The sequence below is a fragment of the Burkholderia sp. S171 genome (assembly GCF_009766085.1).
Taxonomy (GTDB): domain Bacteria; phylum Pseudomonadota; class Gammaproteobacteria; order Burkholderiales; family Burkholderiaceae; genus Caballeronia.
This window is the reverse complement of sequence record NZ_LMUF01000043.1, coordinates 255003-275806: the sequence shown is the minus strand read 5'-3', so window position 1 is coordinate 275806 and position 20804 is coordinate 255003. Positions and strand designations below refer to the sequence as shown.

Annotated in this window: 16 protein-coding genes; 5 read left to right on the top strand and 11 right to left on the bottom strand. The window is 58.5% G+C overall.

Features of this window, described 5'->3' with window-relative positions; all coding sequences use genetic code 11:
- Nucleotides 1-143: 143 nt before the first annotated feature.
- The 4 genes from GSQ93_RS24460 to GSQ93_RS24445 form a co-directional block, all read right to left on the bottom strand.
- The gene (locus tag GSQ93_RS24460; RefSeq protein ID WP_158938209.1) at nucleotides 144-2912 is read right to left on the bottom strand and encodes a winged helix-turn-helix domain-containing protein; all 2769 of its coding nucleotides are present in this window, start codon (nucleotides 2910-2912) and stop codon (nucleotides 144-146) included.
- A 97-nt stretch (nucleotides 2913-3009) separates the two neighbouring features.
- Nucleotides 3010-4221 carry an MFS transporter gene (locus GSQ93_RS24455; RefSeq protein WP_158938208.1) on the bottom strand — a complete coding sequence of 404 codons (1212 nt, stop codon included), beginning with the start codon at nucleotides 4219-4221 and terminating at the stop codon, nucleotides 3010-3012.
- Nucleotides 4221-5219, bottom strand: a complete 999-nt coding sequence (locus GSQ93_RS24450) for a zinc-binding dehydrogenase (protein ID WP_158938207.1) — start codon at nucleotides 5217-5219, stop codon at nucleotides 4221-4223. Before GSQ93_RS24450 ends, GSQ93_RS24455 begins: the two co-directional genes overlap by 1 nt.
- A 132-nt stretch (nucleotides 5220-5351) precedes the next feature.
- Nucleotides 5352-6317 carry a LysR family transcriptional regulator gene (locus GSQ93_RS24445; protein WP_216857664.1) on the bottom strand — a complete coding sequence of 322 codons (966 nt, stop codon included), beginning with the start codon at nucleotides 6315-6317 and terminating at the stop codon, nucleotides 5352-5354.
- A 105-nt stretch (nucleotides 6318-6422) separates the two neighbouring features.
- Between GSQ93_RS24445 and GSQ93_RS24440 the strand changes: the two genes are divergently transcribed.
- Nucleotides 6423-7112 carry a flavodoxin family protein gene (locus GSQ93_RS24440; RefSeq protein WP_158938206.1) on the top strand — a complete coding sequence of 230 codons (690 nt, stop codon included), beginning with the start codon at nucleotides 6423-6425 and terminating at the stop codon, nucleotides 7110-7112.
- A 44-nt stretch (nucleotides 7113-7156) separates the two neighbouring features.
- On the opposite strand, the gene GSQ93_RS24435 is transcribed toward GSQ93_RS24440, so the two are convergent.
- Entirely contained in the window at nucleotides 7157-7951 is a 795-nt protein-coding gene (locus GSQ93_RS24435; RefSeq protein WP_158938205.1) for an NAD(P)H-dependent oxidoreductase, read from the bottom strand.
- Between the two features lie 88 nt (nucleotides 7952-8039).
- Between GSQ93_RS24435 and GSQ93_RS24430 the strand changes: the two genes are divergently transcribed.
- On the top strand, nucleotides 8040-8951 hold the full coding sequence (locus GSQ93_RS24430; RefSeq protein ID WP_158938204.1) for a LysR family transcriptional regulator: 912 nt from the start codon (nucleotides 8040-8042) through the stop codon (nucleotides 8949-8951).
- A 74-nt stretch (nucleotides 8952-9025) separates the two neighbouring features.
- On the opposite strand, the gene GSQ93_RS24425 is transcribed toward GSQ93_RS24430, so the two are convergent.
- Nucleotides 9026-9655, bottom strand: coding sequence for an isochorismatase family cysteine hydrolase (locus GSQ93_RS24425; RefSeq protein ID WP_158938203.1), 630 nt, complete (start codon nucleotides 9653-9655; stop codon nucleotides 9026-9028).
- Nucleotides 9656-10308: 653 nt separating this feature from the next.
- On the opposite strand from GSQ93_RS24425, the gene GSQ93_RS24420 reads away from it, so the two are divergent.
- Nucleotides 10309-11280 carry a LysR family transcriptional regulator gene (locus GSQ93_RS24420; protein WP_158938202.1) on the top strand — a complete coding sequence of 324 codons (972 nt, stop codon included), beginning with the start codon at nucleotides 10309-10311 and terminating at the stop codon, nucleotides 11278-11280.
- Nucleotides 11281-11688: 408 nt separating this feature from the next.
- Entirely contained in the window at nucleotides 11689-12417 is a 729-nt protein-coding gene (locus GSQ93_RS24415) for a helix-turn-helix domain-containing protein (RefSeq protein WP_158938201.1), read from the top strand.
- 85 nt (nucleotides 12418-12502) lie between these two features.
- On the opposite strand, the gene GSQ93_RS24410 is transcribed toward GSQ93_RS24415, so the two are convergent.
- Both GSQ93_RS24410 and GSQ93_RS24405 read right to left on the bottom strand, forming a co-directional pair.
- Entirely contained in the window at nucleotides 12503-13927 is a 1425-nt protein-coding gene (locus GSQ93_RS24410) for an efflux transporter outer membrane subunit (protein ID WP_158938200.1), read from the bottom strand.
- The gene (locus GSQ93_RS24405; RefSeq protein ID WP_158938199.1) at nucleotides 13924-14949 is read right to left on the bottom strand and encodes an HlyD family secretion protein; all 1026 of its coding nucleotides are present in this window, start codon (nucleotides 14947-14949) and stop codon (nucleotides 13924-13926) included. The genes GSQ93_RS24410 and GSQ93_RS24405 overlap by 4 nt, the downstream gene beginning before the upstream one ends.
- A 34-nt stretch (nucleotides 14950-14983) precedes the next feature.
- On the opposite strand from GSQ93_RS24405, the gene GSQ93_RS24400 reads away from it, so the two are divergent.
- Nucleotides 14984-16618 carry an MFS transporter gene (locus GSQ93_RS24400; protein ID WP_367889779.1) on the top strand — a complete coding sequence of 545 codons (1635 nt, stop codon included), beginning with the start codon at nucleotides 14984-14986 and terminating at the stop codon, nucleotides 16616-16618.
- A gap of 18 nt (nucleotides 16619-16636) precedes the next feature.
- On the opposite strand, the gene GSQ93_RS24395 is transcribed toward GSQ93_RS24400, so the two are convergent.
- From GSQ93_RS24395 to GSQ93_RS24385, 3 genes are all read right to left on the bottom strand, one after another.
- The gene (locus tag GSQ93_RS24395; RefSeq protein WP_254074028.1) at nucleotides 16637-18325 is read right to left on the bottom strand and encodes an FAD-dependent oxidoreductase; all 1689 of its coding nucleotides are present in this window, start codon (nucleotides 18323-18325) and stop codon (nucleotides 16637-16639) included.
- A 369-nt stretch (nucleotides 18326-18694) separates the two neighbouring features.
- The gene (locus GSQ93_RS24390; RefSeq protein ID WP_158938197.1) at nucleotides 18695-19123 is read right to left on the bottom strand and encodes an OsmC family peroxiredoxin; all 429 of its coding nucleotides are present in this window, start codon (nucleotides 19121-19123) and stop codon (nucleotides 18695-18697) included.
- A 79-nt stretch (nucleotides 19124-19202) separates the two neighbouring features.
- Nucleotides 19203-20306, bottom strand: coding sequence for an alkene reductase (locus GSQ93_RS24385; RefSeq protein ID WP_158938196.1), 1104 nt, complete (start codon nucleotides 20304-20306; stop codon nucleotides 19203-19205).
- Between the last annotated feature and the right edge of the window lie 498 nt (nucleotides 20307-20804).

The window sequence follows — 20804 nt, the reverse complement described above, 5'->3', positions numbered from 1 at the left end:
CCGACATCTGCCGGCTTGCGGCGAGCGGAGTGATTGCGCATCAAGGCTTCATTGTCATCAAGACTAGCGTCACGGGTAAGTTAAGCTTTGCAAATGGTTGTTAATGCGACGGACCGTATCCGGCTAGTCCTTGTTATTCGCAGTCACTCGCATGAAAGCAGGTGCAGTAACGCGTCCGCTGCCTGTTGATCTGCAGTGTTGTCATCGTCACTGAACACCTCGCGCACATCGGCAAGAATGGCCCTGGCTGCATCGACTTCCCCCTTGCGCCGCTTCAGCGAAGCCAGTGTCGTGGCAGCACGCAGCGACCACGCATGGGCGTTCTGCTCAGCCGCCACCTTGAGTGCGAGCAGCAACATCGCTTCAAAATCTGCATCATGGTCGCAGGCCAGCATGGCTTCGCGCCTCAGCAATTCGGCGCGGCACCAGACCGGCTCCTCTGCCCGCCCCAACTTATCCAGTGCCGCTATCGACGATTTCTCGCCGCAGGTGGCGAAAATTTCCATTTGGTAGACCGTCGCCTCCCGTGCGTCAAATGGCGTGCCGTGCATGATGGCCTCAAAGCCATCGGCCCATGTGTCCCAAAACCGCAAACCATTTTTGCGGGTGCGGCTCCGCAATATATCGAGTAATTCGAGGCCGAAGCCTCGGTCTCCACACCATAGGGCAACCGGCAGGGCGCCCATTGTCAGGCAGAAGCAGATTGAGAGATCATGTCCGACGGCCAGCGACTCCTCTACCGCGTTCCTGGCCAACCCAAGCGCTTCGACGCTGCGTCCCTGGAGCCACAAGAGGCGCATTTTTACCGTCCACGCCGCGATGCGCCCGTCCATTTGCGCTGCATTGGCATGGCCCGCCCGCACCGCATTCGCACTGTCGACCATCAGCACGTCTTCCATCAGATCGAACGATTTGTCAAAGTGTCCGAGACGTTCCAGCGACAAGGCAAGTGTGTGCTTTGCCGTCTGCGTAGTCGATAACTGCAATGAAACCGCTGCCATCTGCTGATAAGCCAGAGTGATCTCAAGGCTCTGCGCATACTGGCCACTTTGAAGCTTTTGTGACCACATGCCCCACATGCAACGCATGATGATCTCCGGCTCGTTTAGCGCTCTCGAGTGCACCAGCCCTTCGCCAAATGCGTCCGCCATGGCCTGGATCGGACCGCGTGTGTGCCATACCGCGTGTCCGTAGGCAATCTGCAGTTGCACGTGATCAACCGAGCCGGTCAAACCCGCACGCACAACGGCCTCGATTCCGCGCTCAGCGAGTCGCATGAACTCATAGGGCAGCGACAACTGGAACCAGAGCGGGGACGTCAACGCCGCAATCCTGACCGCGATTGCAGGGTCTCCCTCCAATGACGCTGCCCAGTCGAAAGCCGCGCGCACGTCGTTAATCGTTGCGCGGTGAAGCACGGTTGACTCGCGGCGTGCACTGCCTTCCCACGCAGGGCCAGGGTCAACGAAGAGCGAGCAGACGTATAGCGCATGCCGCCTTTGTACCGCGCTCCGTTGGTTACCCGCGGATAGCTTGTCAAACGCATAATGCCGGGTGGTTTCGAGCAGCCGATAGCTCGTTGCACCCTGGTCTGAGTCACTCACGAGCAGGGACTTGGCGACCAGGTCGGCTGCGGCATCGAGCACCATGACGTTGTCGATATCCGCATCCGTTGCAACAGCGACCGCTGCGTCGATATTGAACGACGAACGAAACAAGGACAGCCGGTTCAGGATGCTCTGGGTGCTGGGCTCCAGCAACGCATAACTCCAGTCCAGCATCGCGCGCAGGGTTTGCTGACGCGGCAAAGCACTCCTGCGGCCACGCGTGAGCAGCGCGAAACGATCGACCAGCCGGCTTGCGAGGGTATGGGCATCCATCGATGCAATGCGTGCCGCAGCCATCTCGATCGCGAGCGGAATGCCGTCGAGCTGGCGGCAGATATCGCAGACTGCGGTTACGTTGGCGTCCGACAGTTGAAACGCGTCATGCGCCGCCACCGCGCGTTCGACAAAAAGCGCGACCGCAGGAAACGACATCGCGTCGGCAATCTTCAGGCTCGACTGATCGCCCGGAATCGCCAGCGGCGCGAGCCGGTGCACCCACTCCCCCTCGGCGCGAAGCGGCTCGCGGCTCGTGACGAGCAGGCGCAACCCGCTCGCGCCTCGCAACAGGCGTTCGACGAGCGTGGTGATGGTGTCCACCAGATGCTCGCAATTATCCAGCACCATGAGGGTCGGTTCGTTGCCTATTGCCGCGATGAGGTGGGGTATCGGGTCATCGGTCGACACCGGAGCGCCCAAGGCCAACGCAATGGTGCTGGCCGCGCTCGCCGGATTGGTCACTGGCGCGAAATCGACGAAGAATGCGCGCGCCGAGGTGGTGGCCTCGAAACGATGCGCGATCCCGAGTGCCACGGTCGTTTTACCGATGCCGCCCGAGCCCGCAACGGTCATCAGGCGACGCTCCGCCAGTGACGCGCACAGGCCGTCGATCACGGCATCACGCCCTACGATGCGCCCGACCAGAATTGGCAGAGTTGACCTGGCGGCCGGCGGCCTGGCGAACGATTCGCCGCGCGCGAAGACGGTCTGTCTTTCAACCGCCACCGCCAGCCGATAACCACGCCCCATTTCGTTGACGATGAGACGCGCGCCATCGCGGCCATCATCCAGCGCCTTGCGCAGCGCAGACATGTGCACCCGCAACGACCCTTCGTCGACTACCGTGTTAGGCCACACCTTCGCCACCAGCGCCTGATTGCTGACGAGCTCGCCAAGCGCTTCTGCCAGCGCGACCAGAATGTCGAGCGCACGGCTACCCAGCTTGATCTCCACACCATCGCGCGAGAGAGTCCGCTGCGGGAAGTCAAGTGTAAACGGGCCGAATGCGAGAGCATAGTGTTGAGTCATCGTATTGCGTCATCAAGATAATTCGTTGTGCGCACTGCTTGCCTGCGTGCCAACGGTCAATTCAATTAAGGGACCTACGCTGCCGATAAGAAAGTCCCTACTGGTGTGCTTCGATGACCCGAACTCTCGACAATCCCCGCGTCAACATGAATAGCGCACCGACGGCCAAGAGGCTCAGGCCGGCCCAACAGACACCGCGCCATCCCGCGAAGGTCCAGGCCCATGAACCCAGAGTCGACCCCAGTGCGCCACCACCAAAAGTGAACACCATATAGACCGTGTTGAGGCGCGCTCTTGCGGTGCCGTCGAGCTTGAAGATTCTGGCCTGATTCGCGATCTGGCCGGACTGCACGCCAAAATCCAGAAGATTGACGCCGATCACAATGGCTAGAACCGACGCATCGCCAGCGACGAAAAACACCGCGAACGCAATCGCGGCCATGGCAATCGAGATTGTGTTGACCGTTGTCGAGCCATACTTATCCGCGAGACGCCCGCAAACGGGTGCGAGAATCGCGCCTGCCGCACCATACAGCCCAAACAAGCCTGCTTGCGCACTCCCAAGGTTAAACGGCGGGAGTGCAAGATGAAAAGCGAGTGTGGCCCAAAACGCAGAGAACGCCCCGAACACGGTCGCGCCCAGAACAGCGGATAGTTGCAGATCGCGCCACTTGATTAGGAGTCCGGGAAGCGAAGCCAGCAATGACCGATATGACACATCCCCTGCCGCGTCTGCGGGTCGGCGCTCGGGAAGATACATAGGCAGCGTTAGGAACAGGACAGCACTCAGCGCCGCGCTAAAGAAATAAGACGCTCGCCATGTGCCGCTCAATTGCGCTATTGCGCCCGAGACTGCGCGGGAAAGCAATATTCCGAGGACGAGTCCCGTCTGCATCGCGCCGATAACCCGTCCCGACTGGCCATCGGCCGCACTCGATACGGCGATCGGAATCAAGATCTGCGGAATCACGGTCACCGTGGACACTAGCAGTGTCAACAACGCCAGCCCGTTTATCGAAGGGCTCAACCCCGCGCAGACGAGCATCAAGCACGTCAGGCCAAGCAGTATCCGAATCAGCTTGCGCGGGTCCGCGCGATCCGCCATGGGAATGACAAGGAGAATGCCTATGGCGTAACCGATCTGGGCCGCCGTTGCCACCAGTGCAGCAGCACCGGGCGTTGCGTGGAATGTGACCGCCATTGCCGGTAACAGCGGTTGGCAAATGTACACATTTCCCACTGTGATTCCACATCCTGCGGCCATGACGACAACAGCGCCACGGCGCGGATACCCGGACGAGGAAGCCATTACTCCGCCAGCCGCCACGGCTCCAGGACCACTTTCCCCGTAGTCAGGCGCCCTTCGATTGCATGGTGTGCAAGCGCCGCCTCATTGAGCGCAAAGCGGTGACCCACCCGCACTTTGAGTTCACCACGGAGCACCGAATCGATCAGCGCCTGGCTCGCCACATCGATCATCGGCAGATGGGCCTGGTCGAAGTAGCCAGGAAGATAAAAGCCGCGCAGCGACTGATTTTTACCAAGCAGATGAGACGGATCGAAAGTCTGATTTTCATTGACCCCGCGCCCGAACTTGACCAGCGTGCCGAACGGCGCCAGGCATTTGAGCAACTCGGAAAACATCGCGCCGGATGACTCGTAAGCGACATCGAGACCCAGACCATGCGTAGCCTCGAGCACCTCGTGCGACCATCCCGGGGTCACCGAACTCACCATCAGATCCACACCATTGCGGCGAGCCAGTTCGCGCTTCTCCTCCGAGCTCGCTGACCCTGCGATAAACGTCGCACCCTGCGCACGGGCCATCTGGACCATCTGCATTCCCACGCCTCCGGACGCCGCCTCGATAAACACCGACTTGCCGTTCAGGTTCGCAGCATCGTGGGTCAACAGGTAAGCCGTCAAGCCTTGCGCAAGCAACCCGGTCGCCTCCCCAAACTCGATCGAGTCGGGCAACGCAAGGGCTGAGGTGGCGTCGGCCAGCGTGTATTGCGAGTACCCGTGCGAGGCGACCCGGCACAGGACCCGATCGCCTACGGCAGCGGTGGAAACGCCTGGCCCCATCGCGGCAACTGTTCCGGCCACTTCGGTGCCGGGTGCGTAAGGCAAGGACGTCGGCGTCAGATATCGGTCAGTACGACGCATGATATCGCCATAAAGAACGCCTGCCGCCTCGACGCGAACGAGAAGTTGTCCATGGCCCGGAGACGGAATGACTGCATCAACCACTTTCAAGACGTCCGGGCCGCCAAAATGATCCACGATGACCTGCTTTGCGGATTCCATGGCCAGCTCCTTCCTCAGTCGAGGTTCGTCGTTAGTAGGGTGACCAGCTTAACGTCGAACAGGGTGTTACCGGAAATCGAAAAATCTCTCGCCTCCTATCAGTTTCATGGATAGCTTTCATTTTAGAAGCCACTATTCGAAACCGTTGGAAGGGAGTGCCTGGTTTTCCTCGCAAAACGCCTGGATCTGATCCCGGAACCATACTCTGGCGGGATGGGCGTGTGTGCGGTCATGCCAGACCATGGCAATCTTGAAACCAGCAACCGGAATGGGTGGCTCGAATGTATCGACCCGATCCGAATAGCGCGCTACCAGCCGCTCCGGCGCAAGTGCGACCAGATCAGACCTGGATACAGCCTCGATCAGGAAAACGAAGGATGAGACCGCAAACGCAACTTGCCGGGTAAGACCCAGGGAGGCTAGTGCGTCATCTGTCGGTCCGGCGAACCCCTCTGCACGTGGCGACACGATGATGTGTCGCGCGGCCATGAACCGGTCAATCGGCATGACGCCGTCGCGCACCGTATTCTTGCGCGCGATGCCGATGTACCGTTCGCTCAGTACATCGACGTTTCGCAGGTCGCGCCCTTCCACGTCTCCGGACTGCACGAACGCTACGTCGATGTCACCTCGTTCAAGCTCGGCTGCGGCTACCCGGATGTCCCCTAGCCTCATCATGACGCGCAGCCCGGGCGCCCTGCTATTCAGTTGCAACAGGAAGGGAAGCAGGATGGCAACCTGCATGTAGTCGCTGGCCGAGATCGAGAAGGTCAGGTTTGCGCTTGCCGGATCGAACGCATGAGCGCGACTAATCAGGGCGCGCGCCTGGTCGAGCGCCAGGCGTAACGGCGTCTCGAGATCAGCGGCCATCGCGGTGGGGAGCATGCCCCTCGAAGTCGGGATCAGGAGCTGGTCACCGAAGATCGTTCGAAGTCGCGACAGTTGAGCGCTCAACGCGGGTTGACTCAGGTTGAGTCGTCTGGCCGCACGCGTGACGTTCAACTCGGCAAGCAGCGCTTCGAGGGCCAGGAGCAGATTTAAGTCGAGCCTCTTGTCATCCATGTCGATGATACCCGCACCATAAAGTTTGAATTTCATCCGACCGGTCCTCCGGCCTTATGCTGCCTATCAGCAAGGTCTTGAGCAAAACCGCCTTGAGCTAAAACGACATTCCGTCTTCAACACCAACAGCAGGGAGAAAGGATGACCAGTATCGCCATAGTCTATTCGTCGGGTCACGGACATACCCGTACCGTAGCCGAGCACATCAGGCAAGGCGTCGACTCTTTCCCGGGCGCCAGGGCCGAACTGATCGAGATCACGGCCAGTCAGTTGAAACCCGATGGCCGCTGGCACGACGACGACATCATGGCGCGCCTGGCTAAAGCCGACGCCATCGTGTTTGGTGCGCCTACCTACATGGGATCCGCCCATAGACTGTTCAAGTTGTTCCTCGAAACCGGCTTCACTCCCTGGCTTGATCAAGTGTGGAAGGACAAGATCGCTGCCGGCTTTACCAACTCTGCATCGCGCTCAGGCGACAAGCTGATCGCGCTCGAACAGATGGCCATTTTCGCGGCCCAGATGAGTATGGTCTGGGTCGGTGTAGGCGATCAGCCGGGCGGCAACTATTCAGCCAGCCAATACACGGACGTCAACGTCAATGGGGCATGGCTTGGTCTTATCGCACAAAGCTTTGGCGACGGTACCCCCGACAACGCGCCGCACCCCGGCGACCTTCTGACCGCGGAGCGCTTTGGCCGCCGGATAGCCCGTACCACCGCCCGCTGGATGGTGGGCGCCGAAGCCTTTCCTCCGCAGCCCGTCAGCGAAAAAGAGTCACGTCGGCGGAATGTCGCCGGGCCGCATGAGTGGAGAAAGTTTGACGACTGAGCGCATCCTCCATTGCGCTCAACTTGCCTTCCCCAGTCACTGCTTCAGGACGTCGTGCCGGATCGATGGGCGGCGAATCCGACCTGTCCCGGTGCGATCTCCGGGCGCAGCGTCAATGCGGGAATGTCGTAATCGCCGCCGTTCTGCGGTCGAAACGCAATTAGCTCGGCCGTCCAGAACTCATCGATTCGTTTTCCCAGTGACTCGGTCAACGACGTATACAGATCAACGTCCACGCGCCCAAGACCAATTTTGTAGGCGACGAATGGCGGGAGCACATCGAAGCCCGGATAGTAAAGAATGCCGTGCTGGATGGGAAACAGCAGGTCATCCATGGGTCCATTTACTCCGCGCGGACTGTAGTGGGACTCCCAGCCACCAGCCGTCACGAGCAACATCGCCCGCTTGCCGGTCATCTTCCCTTCACCAAAACGATCGCCCCAGCGCTTGTCCGAGTGTTCGCCAATGCCGTACGCAAACGTATAGGCGTAGACGCGCTCGACCCAGCCCTTCAAGATTGCCGGCATGGAATACCAGTACAACGGGAACTGCATGACCACTGCATCGGCCCAGACAAGCTTCTCCTGTTCGCGTGTAATGTCCTCTGTCTGTTGACCGGCTGCATAGGCACGCTTGGAATCGTGCATCGCGTCGAAGGGCGCTCCAGGCTCGCGATTCAGGAAATCATCGGCGTCGAGCGTAGGCTTCCACTTCATGGCGTAAAGATCCGAAACCTGCACCGTATGTCCCGCACTTTCGAAGCGCTTGACCATGAAGTCCAGCAGCGAGCCATTGAGCGAGGTCGGTTCGGGGTGCGCGTAGACGATAAGGACGTTCATATATACCCTGATTGAGTTGACTGTGCTTTGTAGCGTATAGGCGAGACTGGTATAACTGAAATGAATTCTCTGAATATCAGGTATAGCCGTGCACAATTTCAATCGACTCGATCTCAATCTCCTGATCACGCTCGACGTGCTGCTCAGCGAACGTAACGTGACGCGCGCCGCTACGCGCCTGAACCTGTCCCAGCCCTCGGTCAGTATTCAACTGGGCAAGTTGCGCGAAGCGTTCGATGATCCCCTGTTGCTGCCGGGCCCCAGAGGCATGTTGCCCACCCCTCGAGCCGATGAGCTGCGCGAGCCGCTGCGGGAAGCGCTCGAACACCTGAAACGTGTCGTGATGGCCAACGAAGCGTTCGACCCTGCATCCGCCACGAATACGTGGCGAGTGGCGGCGGCAGACTACGGCGAGCTGGCTGTTCTCATTCCCACGCTTCGACACCTTCGGACAAGCGCTCCCGGAACCCGGCTGGCCGTTCTGGAGACTAATCCGTTACGTATAGCCAAGCGTATGGAAGACGGCGAGATCGATTTGAGCCTGCAGACCATGGATTCCGTACCCGCAGGGCTGAGGGCGCAAAAACTCTTCGACGAACACTACGTCCTTGTTGGCCGGATTGGGCACCCGCAACTGAATCGGCGGCCTACCATCAAGCAATTCTGTTCCATGGAGCACGCGATCATATCGCCGAGCGGCGGCGGCTTTCAGGGTGCGACTGATGCCGTCCTTGACGCAGTCGGCTTGTCGCGACGCGTGGTTTGTTCGGTGCCGCATTTTCTAGTCGCGATCTCCGTTATTGAGGAAACCGATCTCGTGGCGATGCTCCCCTCAAGACTCATTGCCGACAGACCTACGTTGAAACGGGTTAACGCACCGGTCGACGTTCCCGGTTACACCATGGCGATGGTCTGGCATGAACGTTCACATCGCGATCCTTCGCACCGGTGGTTGCGGGAACAGATTGCCGGAGTGGTGGGAAGTGATGCCGGGCTATAAAGCTCGACCCGATGCTTGCTCGAACAAGCATCGCCGCTTTTTTTTAGTGGACGTTGCACGTCCGGCAATGCGAGTCACTCGCCCGACTTGCGAACTGCCGCCAGGAACTCGTCCACGGTCAGGACTTCGTGGCCAAAAGTCGGGTAAGAGATTTCGAGCGCGGCTTTGTGAGCCTCTTCGGTGAACTCCGCCACTGCATCCTTCAGGAAGGTCAGGTGATAGCCCGCCTCCGTAGCGTGCCGTCCCGTACCTTCAACGCATGTCTGCGACGTCAGTCCGGCAAGGATCACCTTCTCGATGCCGCGCTCCTTGAGTTGCGCGTCCATGTCGGTACCCATGAAGGCGTCGAATGTCTTGTGCCGGCCGATGATGATGTCACCGCTCTGCGGGCGAAACGGCTCATAAAAATCGGCGCCGAATTCTCCCTCCCAGAACATCTTGTTTTCCATCGCTCTTTGCATCCGCAACGGGACGTACTTGAAATCGTCGAAGCTATGCTCATGCAATCCGTGCGGCGCATAGACGATCTGAACGCCGGTGGCCCGTGCGCCCGCAATCAACCGGGTGAGGTTTTCGATCAAGTTGACTTTCTCGATCTGATCCTTGATTCCGGGATTGATCTTGCCTTCCGGCGACAGGAAGTCGTTGAGAACGTCGACGAGAATCAACGCGGAAACATTCGTAGGATAAGTCGGATTTGCCATATAGGCCTCTGAATTCGTTTTGCAACACCATGGGAGGTCTCGCGAGTTCGCGACGCGGCGAAAACCTGCGAACCCGTGTGAAGCTTTTACCTGACTGCACGGGACTCACTAGCGGTCGAGCAGGCTACAGTGTGTGGCGCGCAACTTTCACTTCAAATATTGAAGCCATAACAAAACATTGTCAAGAAAGGATTTACACTCTGCTTATTGAAGTCTGCCTCCCGCGCTGCGCATGAACCGGCTCAACAGTGGCTGCTCAGGGCAGCCCCGCCGACTCCTCGGTTGTTCGCTTACTTTTTTGAAGTGAACACATAAAATCTGAATATCGCGGTCCGCCTGACGTCATCGCTTCGAAGCGAATGCTACTCGCATGCATATGCACGACTCACGGAAATTTCGTGAAATGACCGTTACCTTGGCGTGAACGATAACAGGCCCAGGGACACACGACAGAGCGTCGCAAATGCAATGACATCCACTGCCCTGCTGCTGTGTATAGCCGCAATAACAACCATTAATAGCATTTAACTCGACGTCCTTTGTCGTGCGCACCAAGATTGCAACAAGCGGACGAAAGCAGGCTACGCGCCGCAGATACGTCGCTTTGTCTAAATCGCATCCGGTCCAAACACGGACCAACTTGGAGAATCGCCATGGACCGCTTGAAAGCACTCGAGGTTTTTAAAGCCATTGTCGACCACAAAGGGTTTTCACGTGGCGCTGACGCATTGAACGTCTCCCGGTCAATCGCCACTCGCGTGGTTCAGGATCTGGAGGCCGAGTTGGGAGCGCGCCTGTTAGTGCGCACGACCCGGAAAGTGTCATTGACGCCGTTTGGACAGTGCTTCTTCGAGCGCGCGACGGCGGTGATCGGCTCCTACGAAGAACTGGCTTTCATGGGTCAGCAAAACGCGACTGACGCGTGTGGCTGCGTGCGGATCGACGCGCCCGCGCTGTTTGGGTTGCAGCGCCTTGGGGGTATGCTCGCGATGTTCATGAACGAGAATTCCAGCATCAACGTGGATCTTCACGCGAACGACAGCGACGCCAACGCCCTGAGCGACTTTGCCGACGTGGCTATCTCGGTCGACCGCGTCATACCCGGAACGTTGATAGCACGCGCGCTGACGCCGCTGAAGACCGGGCTGTACGCGAGTCAGTCCTACCTCGAGCGCGTGGGGATACCTCAGCACCCGCGCGACCTGAATCCCGAAGACTGCATGGCGCTTGCGAGCCGGTCGACGTGCGGGGAGCTTGAGCTATTCGAGGCGTCAAGCGCCGGCCGGTTTGCCATTCCGAGGAATGGTTCGCTGAGGGCCAACAATGCGGATGCGCTGATTGGGGCGGCAATCCATGGTGCGGGAGTGGCGCTCGTTCCTTCGCTCCTGGCGCAGCAGGCGCACCTGCTGCCGGTCCTTTCCGGATGGTCGTCGAAATCGCTCGACGTGCATCTTCTTTACCGGCCGCGTCGACTCGAACCTGTGCGCGTGCGCAAGCTCATTGATTACCTCCTCGATGAACTCGCGCTTGCCTCGATCAACGATCGAATCAGCAAGGGCCCAACTGGGGCTTATATGACGCTTCCGAGCCGTCCGATGGAATCGGAAAGATTGATGGCCGCTTAGTCGACAGCCGCTTAGACTTTCAATTCTCGTCAATCGATCGATCGCATTGGGCGAATATCGTCCGTTCAGGTCAGCGTCTTTCAAAGGCAGATTCGAACCAGTGAATGAGACATGCCCTAAGGGCTGGTCCGTCTCGTTCGCGTCGCGTCTGCGCCCCCCAAAAAACTTAAACCAGCGCGTCATGACAAGCGCCGATGGCGCCTGCCTGAGACCACAGCGCGCCCTTTAGGTACGCCCGACACGCCTTGACGATAAGCTATAATATGTGTGGATAGCAGCTATTTTTCAGCTGCCTTCAAATTAGGCAGCTACTCAGCATCGCGGTCAAAAAGCTGCAGACCGCTTCAAGGCTATAGTGATAGCGACGATGCCAAGTAGACGACGCGAATCATCGGGAAGGGAAACGACATGAGCTGGGATGCAACGTCAGAGAGTGTTTGCGATATTGCACGCGGACTGTCCGTCTTCGGGGATCGATGGACACTGCTGATCATGCGGGAAATCAGCATGGGCGTCCGGCGTTTCGAAGACATCCAGGTGCAGACCGGCATGTCCTCGAACCTGCTCTCCATGCGGCTGAAACGCCTGGAGGAAGACGAAGTCATCGAGCGCAGGCAGTACAGCTCGCACTCGAACCGGTTCGAATACTACGCAACCCAGAAAGGCAAGGAACTGGACGGCGTCCTGCTCGCGATCCGCGCATGGGCTTTGCGCTGGGGCGGCCTGCCGGAAGGCGCAGAGCCGGCCGTCGCATTGGTGTATAGAAAGACGGGCGAAACTATAGACGCACTGTGGCAAGTCCCTCGCGGCAAAAAGCCATTCTCTTTCGCCGACACTGAAAGCAAGGTCAGCAAGGCATTCGCGAAGGAACGAGAAGCAAGGGTTGCGGCTTTTAAGGCCAACCGCGGAAAGGCCGTTGACAAACCGGCGCGAAAGTCGAGTGCTGCGGCAAAACCCGCTGCAACGCCGGCGAAGAAAACGGCACTAAAAGCTGCGCCAAAAGGAAAAGCAGACGCGTCCGCTAAGCCGCGCCTCAAGGTGGCCAAACCCGCCTCGAAAAAAGCCGGGGTAACGATTGCGCGGCCGCCTGCGAGAAAGAAAGCGTCCCCGATCAAGAAAGCATCGAAAGCAGCGTGATGCTTGCCGGTTCTTGCGCCGCCGCCCTGCAGCGATCACTGCAAACCAGGGCCACGGCGTAGCGACATGGGTTCTCTTTCCCCTATCACAGGCTCGGACGGACCCCATTCCACCCACCGCCAAGCGCCCGTAGCAGCGAAACCGTTGCCACTGCCTGCGCCTGATGACTCCGGATCAACTGGCGCTTGATGGCGAGTGCGCTACGGTCGGAATCGACAACTTCAAAATAGCTGACATAGCCGTGTTCGTATCGACTGCGTGAAAGCGCCGCGGCCTGAGAAGAAGCGTTCGACGCGGCGCCGTAGTCATCGGCTTGAAGACGTTGGGCCGCAATGTCGTTGAGCGCATCCTGCACCTGGCGGAATGCCTGAAGCGTCGTCGAGCGGTAGTCCGCCTCTGCAATCAGGTATCCCGCGTTAGCTGAATCCACCGCTGCCTGGCGGCGGCCGCCATCGAACAAGGTCTCGGCAACACTGACTCCCAATCCCCACATCGAACTGTTTCGGTCGAGAAAAGTTCGTAAGCTGTCGCTTGCAAACCCACCGCTGGCAGTCAACGTAAGCGATGGAAGGAATGCCGTTTTCGCTATGCCGATCTGCAAGGAAGCCACATCCAGGCGCCGCTGGGCAGCGAACACGTCCGGGCGATTTCCCAGTATCTCGGACGGCAATCCCACCGGTACCGAGGGAAGGACGACATCGTCCTGCCTGTTCGCAATCGAGAGATCGGTGGCAGAGCTTCCCGTCAGTACAGCGATGGCATCGACGAGATTTTCGCGAAGCCGGTCACTCTCTTTCAGCTCGGCGGATGCGGTCTTCAATTCTGTTGTAGCGCGAAGCGCGTCGAGGTCACCAGCGGAGCCAGCCTTCACCCGCCTATTGATCAGGTCGAGCGCAGTCTGCCGAAGTTCGATTGAACGCAGCAATTCGGTGCGATCGAAATCAATAAACCTAAGTGTCAGATAGTCGCTCGCGACCTCCGTCGAAATGCGAAGCGTGACGGCGTCGGAATCAGCTTGCGCGGCAAGAAGCTTATCGCGCCCCGACTCGACGCCGCCCCTCAATCGCCCCCATAAATCGACATCGTAGCTGGCGTCGACGGGCATGGCCCAGTTATGCAGTGTCCGTTGGGGGAGCGCTTCATTCACGGTACCGGAGACACGGCTTCTATCGAAACCCGGACTTGTACGCACAGTGGGCAGGGTGTAAGACTTGTCCACGTCGAACAGCGCCCGCGACTGCGCGATGCGGGCGTTGGCCGATTTAATTTCAAGGTTCTCTCTCAGGGCGGAATCGACCAGACCGGTGAGTTGGGGATCGGCGAAAAGACTGACCCAATTCGACAGCTCGATGGCATCGGAGGGCTTGGTAACGCGCCCTGCTGCCAACGCTGCTTCGCTGTGTCGGAAAGGTTGACCGCTCAGCGCCAGGTCCGGCAGCGGCTGAGGATTCAACGTGCATCCTGTTACTGCGCACACGGCGCCCAGGAGCCAAAGGTTTAACCGGGTCATGGGCTCTTGTCCTGGACGCCTAACCTGGCAGTCACCGACATGCCCAGCGCAATGTGTCGACTTGCAAGATCCGGATTGTCGATCAAGATCTTGACCGGAACGCGCTGCACGACCTTCGTGAAATTACCCGTCGCGTTATCCGGCGGCAGCAGCGCGAACTGCGCTCCCGTGGCGGGTGCGAAACTCTCTACATGACCCGACAACTCCACGTCCGGCAATGCGTCGAAGCGGAGGCTCACGGTATCGCCTACATGAACGTGCTTCAACTGGGTCTCACGAAAATTCGCCACGACCCACGCATCGTTTTCAACAACGGCAAGCAATGCCTGCCCTTGCACGATACGTTGCCCGGTTTCGACCGTCTTCTTACCGACGAAACCATCCACGGGTGAAACGACATCCGTATAGTTCAATTGCAGCGAAGCATCCCGCAGGTTGGCCTTGCCCTGAGTTTCAGTGGCCACCGACGACGCTAACGTTGCTTCCGATATAGCGAGTTGCGCCTGTGCCTGAAGCACGCGTGCGGCGGCAGATTTGCGTGTTGCATCGGCTGCGTCATATTCCTGTTGCGACAGACCGCGAGGCGTCTCGCGCGTGAGTTCCTGTGCCCGCCCGAAGTCAAGATCGTCACGTTTCGCGTCTGCGGCGGCCGCTACGATCGCCGCCCTTGCCTGCGCTATCAATGCCCGCGCTTTGGCTTGATCCGCCTGTGCCTGCTCGACCCTCGATTTCTCCAATGCAACGCGCACGTCGAAGTCGCGTGTATCGAGCCGAACGAGTTTGTCCCCGGCGTGGACGAACTGATTGTCCCGCACCAGCACCTGCTCAACCGTTCCATTGACTCTTGCCGCAATGGTATGGACATGACCGGTCACATAAGCGTCGTCTGTGCCGCGGTCGCCTGACCCGTACGCATAGGCAAGTACTGCACCGAGTGCAACCGCGAAGGCAACCAGCCCCAGGATCGCTGTGATCCTGCGCCTGTTCGACGCCAATACCTCCTCGTTGTCAGCTCCATCCACGGTATTTCAACTCCTCGGTTGCGCATCCTGAAACATGGCGTATGCTACGCTTTCATATTTGAAGTCACAAGTCTACAGGCGAGAACTTACATCGGCAATGAAACCAGACACTGAGCGAGTCGATCCCACCATTGCTGCTGCGATTGCGCGGGAAAGCTTGCGCCCGTATGCGGCAATAGGAGCCGTGTTGCTTGGAACCATTATTTCGACGTTCACGTCACGCCTGACGTCGTTGGGGTTAGCAGACTTGCGCGGCGCGCTTGGCATCAGCTTCGACCAGGGTGCCTGGATCAATACGGCGTTCAACGCGGGCCAGATGTTCATCGGCCCTATCGCCGTGTGGGCTGCCTTTGTCACCGGGGTTAGAAGGCTGCTTATCTACGGCGCGACAATATTTTTTATATCGCAGATGGCACTGCCTTTTTCGCCCAACTTTGCGACGCTGATTTTCATTCAGGTGGTGTCCGGGCTTTCATCCGGGGTCTTCGTTCCCGTCGCAATCGGGGTAATCGCGAGAACGCTGCCTCCGAAGTGGCTTCCCTTCGGAATCGCCGCATACGCGATGAACATCGAGATGTCATTGAACGTTTCGGCCACGTTGGAGGGCTGGTACAGCGAGCATCTCACGTGGCACTGGTTCTATTGGCAGAATGCCGCGCTGACGTTGCCGTTCATCGCCTTCGTGGCGCTGTCCATTCCTAAGGAGCCCTATCCCCCATCAACGTTGCGAGGCGACCACGCCGGGATGCTGTTGGGAGCCAGCGGGTTCGTTTGCCTGCTCGTGGGGCTGGACCAGGGTGAGCGGCTATTCTGGTTTCAGTCAGGTTTTGTGACCGCGATACTCTACGCCGGCGCGGTGCTGCTGGCGGCGTTCCTCGCACGGGAACTCCTGGCGAAATCGCCCGGAATCGCGCTTGAATACCTGCTGAAACCCAATATTTCCCTGTTGTTGACACTCACGTTGCTGACTCGTTTTGCGCTGCTCAACACAAGTTTCATACCGCCGATTTTTCTAGGTGCCGTCCACAATCTAAGGCCGCTTCAGATCGGTGAAACGCTACGCTGGATTGCTGTTCCTCAGATCTTTGCCGCACCTCTTGTCGCATTCCTGCTGCTGCACATCGACGCTCGCCGCGTCATTGTCGCGGGCTTTGCCATTGTCACGGTCGCATTTCTTCTTGGCGCCAACATCACACCCGACTGGGTAGAAGGAAACTTCATTCCTTCTCAGTTGCTTCAGGGAATTGGGCAAACCATGGTCGTCACGTCGACGGTCTACTTCCTGATCAAGCATCTTTCCCCGGAGTACGCGCTGACATTCGGAGCACTGGTGCAGACAACCCGCCTTTTCGGAGGTCAACTGGGGACGACGTCCATCGCGTTTGCGCAACGAGTTCGAGAGCAGATGTATTCGAATGATCTTGGCATGCACCTCAATAATTTCGATGCACAATCGGTTGAACGGATACTCTCCCAAGCCGGGATCTTTTCAGTCGGACCAAGCAGTGTGCTATCTGCACCGCTTGCAGCATACGCATTGATCGATCGTGCCGTTCGTGTCCAGGCGACCACGCTCGCCCTCGCGGACAACTATCGGATCGCCGCTACCGCCGGCATTGTGGGCGTCTTGATTGCGTTGGTTCTACGCAGACCGCCGGCAAAGATCTGATTGAGGCCTCGTCGTACCTCAAGCCGGTGTCGCGTTAGCACGTTGCGCCAGTTCCTGACGCCCGGCCAGCACGCCGTGGATCTGCGACACGACAGCAGCGCCTTCCCCCACGGCTGCAGCCACTCGTTTCGTCGATGCTGATCGAACGTCTCCAATGGCAAACACGCCCGGCACACTGGTTTCAAGTGTTGTTGTTCTATAGATCCTGCTACCGGCCGCGGCATTGCCGGTCAGCACGAAACCACCCTGGTCGGTGTTCACACTGCAACCTTGTAGCCAGCTCGTGTTCGGATTGGCTCCTGTGAACAGAAAAAGATGCCTGACATGCAATGTCAGCGGACCTTCGGGAGTCGTGCAATTCAGTGTGGACAGCGCGCCTCCTTCCCCCTCCATGGACTCGATCGCGGCCCTTCGATGAAGCGTGACATTGGGCAACGCAGCAATGCGGTCGATCAGATATCGCGACATGCTTGCTTCCAATCCCTGAGCACGGATCAGCACGTGAACATGCGATGCATGCGACGCCAGATAAACGATCGCCTGTCCCGCCGAATTCCCGCCGCCCACAAGCGCCACCTCGGCTCCTTTGCACAGCCGGGCTTCTACAGGGGACGCCCAATAGTAGGTGCCGTGTCCTTCGAATTTTTCCAGTCCCACAATGGCTGGCTTGCGATAAGCGGCACCCGTAGCAATCACGACCGTATGCGAAGCAATGCGACGGCCGTCCATCAGTTCAATCTCGACGGGCAAGCAATCGCAGTGAAGCGCCTTGATCTGCAACGGAATTGCAATGTGAGCCCCAAATTTCTGGGCTTGCACGAAAGCGCGACCCGCTAGCGCCTGTCCGGAAATGCCAGTCGGAAAACCAAGATAGTTTTCTATGCGGGAGCTTGCTCCGGCTTGCCCGCCAGGCGCGCGGCTATCGAACACCGCAACCGACAAACCTTCTGACGCAGCATAGACGGCTGTGGCCAATCCAGCAGGTCCCGCGCCTACGATCGCGACATCATAGGTATGCTCAGGATCGAATTCAGGCAACCAGCCCAATTGTGACGCGAGCTGATTTTCGTCCGGGGCACGTAGTACCGTGCCATCCGGACAAATGACCAGCGGAAGATCGGCATCCGATCTGGACATGCGTTCTAGTAACTGGATCGCATCGGGGTCGGTGTCGGTATCAATCACCGTGTGCGGGTGTCCATTTCGGCTCAAGAACCCTTGCAGCAATATCAAGCGCGCATCATCCGATTTTCCCAGCAGTATCGGCCCGGTTCCGCGCTCGATCAGTCTGACCCGCCGGAGAATCAAAGAACGCATGATCCGTTCTCCTAACTCCGCTTCCGCCACGAGAAGCGCGCGCAAGCGCTCCGGCGGGATCAGGATGACTGTGACGTCGCCTACTGCGTGGCCATCGACGAGTGACGGCCTTCCCGAGAGTTGACCGATCTCCGCAACGAAGCGTCTGGGTTGTTGTTCGAGCACCTCGCTCACGCGCCCGAGCCCGTCGCGTCTGGTAATACTGATCCGGCCGCTAAGCAAAACGAACATGCCGGGCACAGGCACGCCGGATTCCAGCAACTGCTCGCCGGATCGGTAAGTTTGCAGCGTGCCGAAGTGTTTCATCCGCTCAATTTCACTGTCGGTGAGAATCGGATGGGTTTGATGATGTCGGTCGTCAAGCGCCGAGAAGGGAGCGTCTCCTGTCATGACGGTGTCGTTTTGACGAGTAGTGGCAACACCACGCGAAACAACATTGAGCGCTTCATGCGGTGGTAGCACGCCGTCGTTCGCTTGCATCTTTTGTGTTTCGGTTATTTCGGTCATTAGTAACAGGTCCCATCGAATGAGCAAGGTTGCAAGTGCGCACGTAGCGTACGGGCCGTCGTTTGATTGCAAACACTTAGCTGGCTTTATCAGATTGCCTAATAGTCTCTCGACCACTGCCAAGCTTGTTTGCACGCGCGGCAGCGCAGCAATCGACGAGGCACCATGCATGGAGCTGGATTCACCGATCCAAGGCGTCGATCAGATTGTGATTGGTCCCTCTGAGTCCCTTCGAGAAGTTTATGGCTTGTCTCACGGAAGCAGCTTGGCGACCATCGTAATCTCGATGTTCATGATCTTGGCGATCGTACAATTCGTACGCGCACGATCCGCGCAATGTTGAAATTGCTCATCCGATGCGCCCGGCACCCTGGCGCTGACCGTGATATGGGACCGCTTGATGGCGGGATGCCCATCGTCTCCCGTTCCAAAATCGATGTCGACCGAAGTCTCGATACTCTCCGCTTCCAGATCGATCATGCCAAAGTTGTTGGCAAGTGCTTGATTGAAACATCCTGCATGAGCAACACTTAGCAACTCCTCCGGGCTCGCACCTGGGGCGCCCTCGAATCGGCTCGCATAGGAATACGGCGTAGCCTTGAATAAGCCGGTGTCAGTCGACAAGGTCCCCGTCCCGCTCTTCCACGAACCCGTCCAGCTTGAAAATCCGGTCGCTTGCATAAAATGCTCCAAATCAAGGTGTCAGGATGGCGTCACGCACGACCGCAAACACTGCGAGACCCCGGAACACAACGAGTGACTACGCAGCCTTCCCATCAAGCATCGGATAGTCTGTGTACCCTCTCTCGTCGCCGCCATACATGGTTTTCTGGTCCGCGGGTGCGAGCGGTGCGTTTTCCTTGAGACGACGCACCAGGTCCGGGTTACTAATAAACGGCTTGCCGAAAGCCACCGCGTCCACTGCTCCGCTTTCCACAGCGTCCAGCGCCATCTCGCGGGTATAGCCGTTGTTTGCGATCCATGCGCCGCTTCCATTGCCGGCCTTGAAGCGGCTGCGTAACGCCCCGTAGTCGAGAGGCGCGAAGTCACGCGCACCTCCTGTCGCACCTTCCACCACATGAATGAAAGCAAGCTTCAACTTCGCCATGCGTTCGACGACCATGTTGTAGGTCGCTTGCGTCGCACTGTCGAGCGCGGCGTCGTTGACCGGCGACACTGGCGACAGCCGGATTCCCGAGCGACCGCCTCCGATCTCGTCCGAGATGGCCGTCATGACTTCGCTCACAAAACGCACCCGATTTTCGATCTCACCGCCATAAGCGTCCGTGCGGTCATTGATGCTGTCGCGCAGGAACTGCTCGATCAGGTAACCATGCGCGCCATGAACCTCGACGCCGTCGAATCCTGCTGCGATGGCGTTTCTCGCACCAATACGGAACTCCTCCACTACCCCGGCCACTTCCTGCAGGCTCAGGGCGCGCGGCGCCGATACCTGTTCAAAGCCCTTGGCGGTGAACGTCTGTGCTTTTGCGATTCGAGCGCTGCTCGATACCGGCACTTGGCCACCGGACAGCAACGACGTGTGGGAAATCCGCCCTACATGCCATAACTGAACCACGATCTTGCCGCCTGCTTCGTGCACGGCGTCTGTCACACGGCGCCAGGCCGCCACTTGAGCTGCGGTATGAATACCCGGCGTATCGACGTACCCCTGACCCAGCGCCGAGATCTGTGTGCCTTCCGCGATGATGAGTCCGGCGCTCGCACGTTGACGATAATAGGTCGCAGCCATCTCGCGCGGCACGCCGCCAGGGCCAGCACGATCGCGGGTCAGCGGCGCCATCACGACACGGTTTTCCGTATAAATATCGCCAATTTTTACAGGGTCGAAAAGTGTGGTCATTGAATTCCGCTTACGTTGACAGGTGTTGTCATGGACGGTGAGCCGATTACGTCGCAGGGGCAGCCGCAACGATCCGAAGCGGCGCGGGAAATTTACACCTTCATTTTGTCACTTCATGTTTTGAAGTTACAATACAGCGGATCTCCAGTGTTGTCAAAGAACCCCGCCTTCGTCAGCGCGCGAAAGCAATGACGGACATTTGAGGGCGGTCACATTGCAGAGTGCGCTCCGCGACTGCAAGGCGCTCGCGAACGGGTATGTCTATGGACCGTCTCTTATCCAGTCTCCGACTGTGAGCAAAGAAAAAAGCATGACTGTGTTTCCTCCCCCGCTGACTTGAGGATCTTGGCGGACAGAAATAACGTGACTTTCATTTTTAAAGCGTCTATTCTCGATTCGCGTCGACCTGCTTTCGAGGGTATTTAAAAGCCTCAAGATCCGAACGCTTTCAACCGGGCGGTTAAGCAGGCCGGAATATCGAACCCTTGAACGAAGGAG

Bases quoted from the DNA above. Each gene is read 5' to 3' on its own strand.
- GSQ93_RS24460 (WP_158938209.1), bottom strand. From the start codon at position 2,912: ATGACTCAACACTATGCTCTCGCATTCGGCCCGTTTACACTTGACTTC.
- GSQ93_RS24455 (WP_158938208.1), bottom strand. From the start codon at position 4,221: ATGGCTTCCTCGTCCGGGTATCCGCGCCGTGGCGCTGTTGTCGTCATG.
- GSQ93_RS24450 (WP_158938207.1), bottom strand. From the start codon at position 5,219: ATGGAATCCGCAAAGCAGGTCATCGTGGATCATTTTGGCGGCCCGGAC.
- GSQ93_RS24445 (WP_216857664.1), bottom strand. From the start codon at position 6,317: ATGAAATTCAAACTTTATGGTGCGGGTATCATCGACATGGATGACAAG.
- GSQ93_RS24440 (WP_158938206.1), top strand. From the start codon at position 6,423: ATGACCAGTATCGCCATAGTCTATTCGTCGGGTCACGGACATACCCGT.
- GSQ93_RS24435 (WP_158938205.1), bottom strand. From the start codon at position 7,951: ATGAACGTCCTTATCGTCTACGCGCACCCCGAACCGACCTCGCTCAAT.
- GSQ93_RS24425 (WP_158938203.1), bottom strand. From the start codon at position 9,655: ATGGCAAATCCGACTTATCCTACGAATGTTTCCGCGTTGATTCTCGTC.
- GSQ93_RS24420 (WP_158938202.1), top strand. From the start codon at position 10,309: ATGGACCGCTTGAAAGCACTCGAGGTTTTTAAAGCCATTGTCGACCAC.
- GSQ93_RS24415 (WP_158938201.1), top strand. From the start codon at position 11,689: ATGAGCTGGGATGCAACGTCAGAGAGTGTTTGCGATATTGCACGCGGA.
- GSQ93_RS24410 (WP_158938200.1), bottom strand. From the start codon at position 13,927: ATGACCCGGTTAAACCTTTGGCTCCTGGGCGCCGTGTGCGCAGTAACA.
- GSQ93_RS24400 (WP_367889779.1), top strand. From the start codon at position 14,984: ATGGCGTATGCTACGCTTTCATATTTGAAGTCACAAGTCTACAGGCGA.
- GSQ93_RS24395 (WP_254074028.1), bottom strand. From the start codon at position 18,325: ATGACAGGAGACGCTCCCTTCTCGGCGCTTGACGACCGACATCATCAA.
- GSQ93_RS24390 (WP_158938197.1), bottom strand. From the start codon at position 19,123: ATGCAAGCGACCGGATTTTCAAGCTGGACGGGTTCGTGGAAGAGCGGG.
- GSQ93_RS24385 (WP_158938196.1), bottom strand. From the start codon at position 20,306: ATGACCACACTTTTCGACCCTGTAAAAATTGGCGATATTTATACGGAA.